This window comes from Candidatus Halobonum tyrrellensis G22 (assembly GCF_000495475.1).
GTDB lineage: Archaea > Halobacteriota > Halobacteria > Halobacteriales > Haloferacaceae > Halobonum > Halobonum tyrrellense.
This window is the reverse complement of sequence record NZ_ASGZ01000050.1, coordinates 1-6,814: the sequence shown is the minus strand read 5'-3', so window position 1 is coordinate 6,814 and position 6,814 is coordinate 1. Positions and strand designations below refer to the sequence as shown.

The following is a 6,814-nucleotide window of genomic DNA, read 5'->3' as shown; positions in this document are numbered from 1 at the left end:
GCCGTGGCCGCCCGGGTCGCCGCCCGACCCGGGGTCGTGCCGCCGCGCGCGCCCCCGCCGACGCGCCCGGTCAGCGCGCCGAAGAACTGGTCTCCATTCGTCTCCCCACTCCCGGCGCCCGGCTGATAAGCGTTCGGCGGGCGTGGTACTTGGTCGCGCGCGGCCGCTCCGTCGGCCGGGTCGGGTCGGTCCGTCTACTCCCCGTCGAGTCCCGCCCGCGCCTCTATCTCCGCGACCACGTCGGCGACCGCCTGTTCGTCGCCCCCGGCGTACGCCCGGCGGACGAGCGACGCGAGCGCGTAGTCGTACTCGCCGTGCGCGCGGTGTTCGACCAGCCCCGCGCTCCGGAGCCGTCGGTTGCGGCCGTACGCGAACGTCCGGTCGCCCGACCCGCCCGCCGCGCGGTGGGCGGCCCGCGGCGTCGTCGGCCCGGCGGCGCGGTAGTGTGCGAGCATGCCGCGGCTCACGTCCTCCAGCGAGTCGAGCGCGCCGACGAACGTCCGGACCACCGTCTCCCGGCCGCGGAGTTCGTCGTCCTCGATGGCCGCCAGCAGCCCCGCCCCGCCGTCGAACCCGCCGGGCGAGCGCGCCTCCGAGATGTCGACGCCGGTCCGGGTTGACCCGGCCGTCGCGGACGGCGCGTCCGTCCCGCCGGCCGCGTCCGCCGACGCGTGGCCCGACCCGTCGGTCGCCGCCGTGTTCGCCGGCGTCGCGTCGTCCGCCCCCGCCCCCGCTCCCGCCCCGGCGCCGTTCGTCGGGTCGGGCCAGGCGCCGGCGTCCCCGTCGACTTCGTCTGGGTCTCCTGCGTCCTCTTCGGATTCCGGAGAGTCGGCGGCGTAGTCGGCCAGCCCCGACTGGTCGGCGTCGTCCCGCGGCGGGTCGCGCCGCCGGGGTTCGGGCGCCCGGTCGTCCGCGCCCGACCGCTCGCGCCCCGGTTCCGCCTCCTCGCGCGCGAGGTTGCGGCCGCTCCCGCCGCGATACGTCGCCTCGGACTTGCTCAACAGCGCCTGCGCGAACTTGTCCGCCATCCGCGACATGTCCTTCGCCTCCTCCAGTTCGCGTTCGAGTTGGGTGATCCGCTGGTTCTTCCGGTCGAGTTCCTGTTCGAGGTCCGCGAGCTTCGACTCGCGGCGCTCCTGTTCGTCGGTGATGTCGCGGAGTTCCGACACCAGGTCGCCGGAGACCGACTTGAGGTCGGGCCGCTCGAAGTCCTCCAGCCCGGGGGTCGCGCCCGCGTCGAACGTCTGCTTGCGGTGGAACTGCACGCGCCGAACCGACTCCTCCCAGTCGGTCACCATGAACGCCTCGCCGTCGTCCATGTCCTCGATGGCGTCGGCGTACTCGCTGCCGAGGATCCGCCCCACCACCTTGGTGTCGTTGTCCCACGTCAGCCGGTGCCAGCAGAGCCAGTCGCACTGCGTGATGAAGTCCTTCTTGACGTCCGCCGGCCGCTGGGAGATGCCGACGATGCCGAGGCCGTGCTTCCGGCCGCGTTTGCCGATCTTGATCAGCGTCTTGCCGGTGGCGTCCATCCCCGCGCCCTCGGGGATGTACTCGTGACACTCCTCGACGAGCATCAGGAAGGGCTTCTTCAGCTTCTTCTCCTTGGCGAACAGGTGCCGGGCCGTCTCGCGGATCAGGTTCGAGGCGGCGCCCTCCTCCAAGTAGCCCGATACGTCGAGGATGATGGGGACGTTCTGTTCGAGCGCGAGGCTCGCGAGTTTGTCGGCGTGTTCGGCCGACACCTGGATGTCGCACTCCTCGTCGGCGCCCGCGTGGAGGATCTCGTACTCCTGTTTCAGCCCGTAGTACTCGCCGTCGCTGTCGACGATGAGGACGGGGAAGTTGTTGTCGAGGAGGTTCTCGATCACCACGCTCGCCGTGTTCGACTTCCCGCTGCCGGACTTCCCCGTGATGAACCCCCGCCCCGTGAGGAGTTCGACCACCGGAAGCGAGATGGTCGTCCCCGGGTCGAGGTCCGACTCGCCGCCGGTCCCGTCGCTCACGTCCGCGACGGCGATGGTCTCGTCGCTCTCGCTCATTCGGGCGTATCCTGCCCCGCTCGCGGCATAAGTCTCCCCTGCGCGTCTGACGCGCGGCTTGCGGCTCGACGCCGGCGCCCCGCCCGCGGCGCGCCTCGCCGTCCTACTCGAACTCGCCGAGCGACGACTGCCCGTCGGTCCGCCCCCGCGACGACCCCCCGTCCGACGCGGTCCGCGTCGTCCCGTCGGACGCCGCCGCGGACTCGTCGACCCAGTCGTCGAGCGTCGGGTCGGCGTCCGTGCCCGTCCGCCGGTCCCGGCCGTCGCCGCGGCGGGCGTCCGCCGCGCCGGACGCCCCGGCCGGGTCGGCGCTCCCGGTCGCCCGGTCGCTCGCCCCCGTCTCGGCGTCGTAGCCGCCGAGCGTCGACTGCTCGCCCGCCGCAAACGAGAGGTTCGACACGCGCACGCCCAGTTTCCGCACCGGCCGGCCGTCGAACTCCGCCAGCAGGTCGAGCGCCACCCGTTCGACGAGGTCGGCGTCCTCGACCGGCCCGGGGAGCGACTCCGAGCGCGTGTTCACCTCGTAGGGCGGCTCTATCGCCTTGATACCGATGGTCCGGTAGAGCGCCCCCCGCGAGCGCGCCCGCTCGGCCACGTCCGCCGCCAGCCCCCGCACGACCCCCTCCTTTCGACCCCGGTCGTCGGTCGCCCCGGCGAACGCCGACTCCCGCGAGAGGCTCTTCGGCCGGCCGGTGGGCGTCACCGCGCGGTCGTCGTGCCCGCGGGCGCGGTCGTACAGGTCGCGCCCGCGCGAGCCGAACCGGTCGGTCAGTTCCGAGGGGTCCGCCGCCGCGAGGTCGCCCGCCGTCTCGATGCCCGCCTCGGCGAGCGTCCGGGCGGTCACCGGACCGACGCCGTGGATCTGGTCGACCGGGAGCGGCGCGAGGAACGACTCGACGGTCCCCGGCGGCACCACCGTCAGCCCGTCGGGCTTGTCGTGGTCCGACGCCACCTTCGCGGTCGTCATGTTGGGGGCGACGCCAACGCTCGCGGGGACGCCCGCCTCGCGTTCGATCCGCCGCTTGACGTGGCGGGCGAACCCCTCCGCGAGCGTCCGCTCGCCCCCCGCTCGCTCGGCCGCGCCGTCGCCCCCGCCGATCACGTCCCACGCGGTCCGGTCGCTCGCGTCGAGGTACGCCTCGTCGATGCTCACTTCCCGGACCGTCTCCGCACAGTCGTGGAGCACCTCCTTGACCGCCGCGGCGACCGACTCGTACAAGTCCATGTCCACGGGCCGGTAGTGGCCCGTCTCGCCCGGGTCCGGGGCGTCGTCGTCGTCGGGGTCCGCCGCCGTCCGGCGCGGGAGGCGCTTGAGCGCGCCCGAGATGGGCTGGGCCGACTCGACGCCGAACGCGCGCGCCTCGTAGCTCGCGGTCGCCACCGCCCCGACCGTCTCGCCGTCCTCGTACCCCATGCCGACGACCACCGGTTCGCCGCGGAGCGACGGGTCGCGCAGGCGCTCACAACTGGCGTAAAAGCAGTCCATGTCGACGTGACAGACGACGCGGTCCGCCCCCTCGTCGGTCGGCGCGCCCGGGAGCGTTCCCTCCATACCCGTCCGTTCCCACCCGGCGGTGTTAACCTTCGCCTCCCGCGGTGAAACTGAACGCGGTCGCTCGGCGCCGCTGGGCGTCGGGTCGGTCGACGCAGAATGGGTGTGCTCCGCGGAGGTCTCAGTTCACCGGTCGTTCATCCGGGTCGCGACTTCGTGCCCACAGGAGGAGCACGTCGTCACCCGGTAGGGCTCCCGCGAGAACTCGGCGTTCTCGCCCGACCCCTCGGTCCGGATCTCGATGGAGACCTCGTGAGGAGTGTCCGTTTCGCACCGCTCGCACGATTCCGTCAAACTGTCGGCTTCGTGTAGCGAGTGTGACACGGGCGTTACCCGGCCGGTCGTACTCCCGACTCCGTGATAAGGGTTGGTGGTCCGGCGACCGGACGGTGCTGGGACGACCCGACCGCGGGACGACTCGATCACGCGGCGACCCGACCGCGCTCGGAGCGCGGAGGTGGCGGGTGGCGTCGTCGTCGCCGCGGCCACGACGCGGAGGGCCGGCCGACGTTATGGTGCTGGGTCCCCTCTGTCGGCGTAGGATGTCCACACGCGACGACCCCGTTCCGGTGACGGTGCTCAGCGGCTATCTCGGCGCGGGCAAGACGACGCTCGTCAACCGACTCCTCGCCGACCCCCAGGGGCACGACATCGCGGTGATCGTCAACGACATGGGCGAGGTGAACATCGACGCCGAGTTGCTCGCGGCCGGGACCGACGACGACGGGATCGTCGACCTGTCGAACGGCTGTATCTGCTGTCGGCTCCAAGACGACCTGTTGAGCGAGGCGACGCGGCTCGCCGAGAGCCGCGAGTTCGACTACCTCGTCGTCGAGGCGTCGGGGATCAGCGAGCCGATCCCGATCGCACGGACGTTCACCGTCGGCACAGACGGCGGCGACGCCGACCCGACCGAGCGGTTCTCGCTCGACACCATGGTGACGGTGCTCGACTCGTACGGCTTCTGGAAGGAGTTCGACACCGGGTCGTCCGCCCCCGAGGAGCCCGACCCCGACCGCCCGCTCGCCGACGTGTTGGTCGAGGGGGTCGAGTTCTGCGACGTGCTGTTGATGAACAAGTGCGACATGGTCCCCGACGACGCGCTCGACGAGATCGAGTCGTTCGTCCGGACGCTCGGTCCCCGCGCCGAGGTCGTCCGCACGACCCACGCCGACGTCGACCCCGGGACGGTGCTCGGTACCGGGCGGTTCGACATCGGGGCCGCGATGGAGTCGCCGGGCTGGAAGCGCGAACTCGCCGGGAGCGAGGGCGACGACCCCGACGGCGGCCACACACACCACGAGTCGGTCGCCGAGACCCACGGCGTCTCCTCGTTCGTCTACCGGCAGCGGCGGCCGTTCCACCCCGAACGGTTCCGCGCGTGGCTCGACGAGTGGTCCGGCGACGTGATACGGGCGAAGGGGTTCTTCTCGCTCGCGGGCCGCGACGGCTCGGTCATGGGTCTCAGCCAGGCCGGGCCGTCGGTGCAGGCGGGACCGATCGGCGCCTGGGACGACGACGACCCCGAGACGCGGCTGGTGTTCATCGGTCGCTCGCTCGACGAGACCGGGATGGTCGAGGAACTGGACGCGTGCCTGGCGACCGATGCCGAACTCCGCGAGGGCGGTCTCGCCGACCCGTTCCCCGACACGGAGCCGCGAGGCGAGTCGAGGTAGGGGGTCTCCCGACCTCAGACGCCCCGGACGACCTGTTCGCGGAGGTCGTCCCACTCCTCGTAGAACCCGTAGTTCGACCGTCGCTCCGCCCGCTCTTCCATCGCCGTCTGGTAGACGTCGTCGTACTCGACTAGCTGTGCCCAGCCGTCGTCCGCGGTGTAGTTACAGTACTTGCACATCGGCCGTGACTACGGCTCCAGTAGCACCTTCGTGACGCCCTCCTCGCGGTTGTCGAAGCGTTCGTACATCTCCGGCGCGTTCTCCAGCGGCTCGCGGTGGGAGACGTAGAAACTCGGGTCGGCGCGGCCCTCGATGATGAGGTCGCGCAGGTAGCGGTTGTACGACTTCACGTCACACTGCCCGGTCCCGAGCTTCTGCCCCTTCTCGAACAGTTTGCCGAAGTCGATCCCGAGGCGTCCCTGCCCCGCCATCGCGTCGGGCGCGCCCGGGTCCGAGGGGACGTACAGCCCGACGATGCCGAGTTGGCCCGTCGGTCGGACCGTATCGATGAGGTTGTTGAGCACGACCGCCGGGTTCTCGCGGGCGGCGTCGTACGCGCTGTCGCCCTCCTTGTCGGAGTCGATCGCCTGGTAGCCGACGGCGTCGACGCCCTTGTCGACGCCGCCGCCGTGGGCGTCTTTGATCTGTTCGACCGGGTCGCTCTCCTCGAAGTTGATCGGCGTCGCGTCGCAGTACTCCTCGGCCAGGTCGAGACGGCTCTCGACGCGGTCGACGATGTATATCTCGGAGGCGCCCTGGATCTTCGCGCTGTAGGCGGCCATCGTCCCGACGGGACCAGCGCCGTAGATCGCGATCGACTCGCCCGGCTGGAGGTCCGCGAGCCGAGTCCCGTGCCAGCCGGTGGGGAAGATGTCGGCGAGCAGCGAGAACGCGTCCTCGTGTTCGTCGCCCTCGGGGAGTTTCAGCGCGTTGAAGTCGGCGTAGGGGACCCGCAGCTTCTCCGCTTGTCCACCCTTGTACGGTCCCATCGCGACGTAGCCGTACGCGCCGCCGGCGAACCCGGGGTTGACGTTGGTACAGAACCCCGTCTTGCCCTCCTCGCAGTTGCGACAGAAGCCGCAGGCGACGTTGAACGGCAGGACGATCCGGTCGCCCTCCTCGAGCGTCGACACCGCCTCGCCCACCTGTTCGACGATCCCCATGTTCTCGTGGCCGAAGACGATCCCGGGTTCGGCGTCGGTCCGCCCCTCGTACATGTGGAGGTCGGAGCCACAGATGCATGTCGTCGTGATGTCGATGACCACGTCGTTCGGGTGTTCGATCGTCGGTTCGTCGACGTCCTCGACGGCTACGTCGTGTGCGCCCTGATACACGACAGCTTTCATTGACATGTGTTACTACCTCACACCGATCAACGCGCGAGAAGGGTTTAGTTCTTTGTCCGACATCGGGGGTCGAAACCACCCGACTCGCGTCGCCGACACGGTGACCGCGGCGTGGCCGGGCCGTCGGTTCCGGCGGTGCGGCCGACGCGACCGACGTGGCCAACGCGGCCGGCGCACTCGACCCGCGCGGCGCTCGCG

The 6,814-nt window shown here is 71.1% G+C and carries 6 protein-coding genes; 1 reads left to right on the top strand and 5 read right to left on the bottom strand.

Translation table 11 applies throughout. The features are described from left to right. Positions 1-194 precede the first annotated feature (194 nt). The 3 genes from K933_RS12490 to K933_RS19335 all read right to left on the bottom strand — a co-directional run bounded on the left by K933_RS12490 (position 195) and on the right by K933_RS19335 (position 3,918). Complete coding sequence (locus tag K933_RS12490) at positions 195-2,042, bottom strand: helicase HerA domain-containing protein (RefSeq protein ID WP_023395098.1); 1,848 nt, start codon at positions 2,040-2,042, stop codon at positions 195-197. A 103-nt stretch (positions 2,043-2,145) separates the two neighbouring features. After that, the gene (locus tag K933_RS12485) at positions 2,146-3,594 is read right to left on the bottom strand and encodes a DNA polymerase Y family protein (protein WP_023395097.1); all 1,449 of its coding nucleotides are present in this window, start codon (positions 3,592-3,594) and stop codon (positions 2,146-2,148) included. A 126-nt stretch (positions 3,595-3,720) separates the two neighbouring features. Further along, positions 3,721-3,918, bottom strand: a complete 198-nt coding sequence (locus tag K933_RS19335; protein WP_023395096.1) for a DUF7835 family putative zinc beta-ribbon protein — start codon at positions 3,916-3,918, stop codon at positions 3,721-3,723. 218 nt (positions 3,919-4,136) lie between these two features. Here K933_RS19335 and K933_RS12475 point away from each other — a divergent pair, with 218 nt between their 5' ends. Beyond that, the gene (locus K933_RS12475) at positions 4,137-5,270 is read left to right on the top strand and encodes a CobW family GTP-binding protein (RefSeq protein WP_049947852.1); all 1,134 of its coding nucleotides are present in this window, start codon (positions 4,137-4,139) and stop codon (positions 5,268-5,270) included. Positions 5,271-5,284: 14 nt separating this feature from the next. On the opposite strand, the gene K933_RS18785 is transcribed toward K933_RS12475, so the two are convergent. Both K933_RS18785 and K933_RS12470 read right to left on the bottom strand, forming a co-directional pair. Next, positions 5,285-5,449, bottom strand: coding sequence for a hypothetical protein (locus tag K933_RS18785; protein ID WP_023395094.1), 165 nt, complete (start codon positions 5,447-5,449; stop codon positions 5,285-5,287). A 9-nt stretch (positions 5,450-5,458) separates the two neighbouring features. After that, positions 5,459-6,616: a glutathione-independent formaldehyde dehydrogenase gene (locus K933_RS12470; protein WP_023395093.1), complete on the bottom strand. Its 1,158-nt coding sequence runs from the start codon at positions 6,614-6,616 to the stop codon at positions 5,459-5,461. Positions 6,617-6,814 lie beyond the last annotated feature (198 nt).

Bases quoted from the DNA above. Each gene is read 5' to 3' on its own strand.
- K933_RS12470 (WP_023395093.1), bottom strand. From the start codon at position 6,616: ATGAAAGCTGTCGTGTATCAGGGCGCACACGACGTAGCCGTCGAGGAC.
- K933_RS12475 (WP_049947852.1), top strand. From the start codon at position 4,137: ATGTCCACACGCGACGACCCCGTTCCGGTGACGGTGCTCAGCGGCTAT.
- K933_RS18785 (WP_023395094.1), bottom strand. From the start codon at position 5,449: ATGTGCAAGTACTGTAACTACACCGCGGACGACGGCTGGGCACAGCTA.
- K933_RS12485 (WP_023395097.1), bottom strand. From the start codon at position 3,594: ATGGAGGGAACGCTCCCGGGCGCGCCGACCGACGAGGGGGCGGACCGC.
- K933_RS12490 (WP_023395098.1), bottom strand. From the start codon at position 2,042: ATGAGCGAGAGCGACGAGACCATCGCCGTCGCGGACGTGAGCGACGGG.